At 43.2% G+C, this 842-nt stretch carries 1 protein-coding gene; it reads right to left on the reverse strand.

Annotation, left to right across the window (positions count from 1 at the left end; translation table 11 throughout):
- Nucleotides 1-128: 128 nt before the first annotated feature.
- Nucleotides 129-557, reverse strand: coding sequence for a DsrE family protein (locus HXW94_RS18815; RefSeq protein WP_246294254.1), 429 nt, complete (start codon nucleotides 555-557; stop codon nucleotides 129-131).
- Nucleotides 558-842 lie beyond the last annotated feature (285 nt).

Raw genomic sequence — 842 nt, forward strand, 5'->3', positions numbered from 1 at the left:
TTGGGGCATACTGGAAGACCTTCGTTAAAAACACACAATGTTAAACTTGCCTTAACTGATTGATTTTTAAGCATCTAATTCCTGCTTAAAGAATTGTTCAGTCGGCCGGGAAAATGGGAATGCGCCCTTTAATAACTTAATATCTTTGTTTTTTCATTAAGAAGCTTATCCGCTATCCGGCAAGGCTTGGCAACAGAAACCCCATCTATCAAATTTGAAATGCTTTTTTCTGAGTTTGATAAGTATAGTGGACACAGTTCTACATTGACATTCTGTTGGATCAGATTTTTCAGCATCATCTGGGGAGATGTATTTTGGGGCTTTAAAAATACCTCCGCAGAATCCTTGACAGCCAGTGAACCGGCGCTGCCGCAGAGAAGCATGTCCACCGTTGCGCCTTTTTTTATGGACCGGTCAGCCAGCACCATGGACATCAATTGTGTAACCGGATCATCCGTGGTTACGACGATAAGAAGATTTTTAGAGTTTCCGGAATCATATCCGCATGCAGAAACAAAAAGTATACAAAAAGACAACAACACACTAATTTTACGCATTTTCCCCTCCTTATTTTTGATCATAAAATGCGGCAAGGAAACCCCTGAGTCTTTAGCTCAGGGGAGGAATGCCGCCCTCCTTATAATAATTTAGTAGCTCAGGCACCCGACCTTAGCACGTCGTATTGTAGGAATAGCCGTCAGATGCGTGAAGCGGTCTGCAGTATTTCCAGCTAATGCCCTGTACTGTTTTGTCCACTGTTTTAATGTTAAACGATCCGCTTTTTCTGACAGCGACACGCCCGGTGTACGTTCCAACCTTTTTGCCGGAAGTGACAACCGCCT

This window comes from Desulfobacter latus (genome assembly GCF_013389365.1).
GTDB lineage: Bacteria > Desulfobacterota > Desulfobacteria > Desulfobacterales > Desulfobacteraceae > Desulfobacter > Desulfobacter latus.

Excerpts from the sequence above, each read along its gene's own strand:
- HXW94_RS18815 (WP_246294254.1), bottom strand. The coding sequence starts at position 557 with ATGCGTAAAATTAGTGTGTTGTTGTCTTTTTGTATACTTTTTGTTTCT.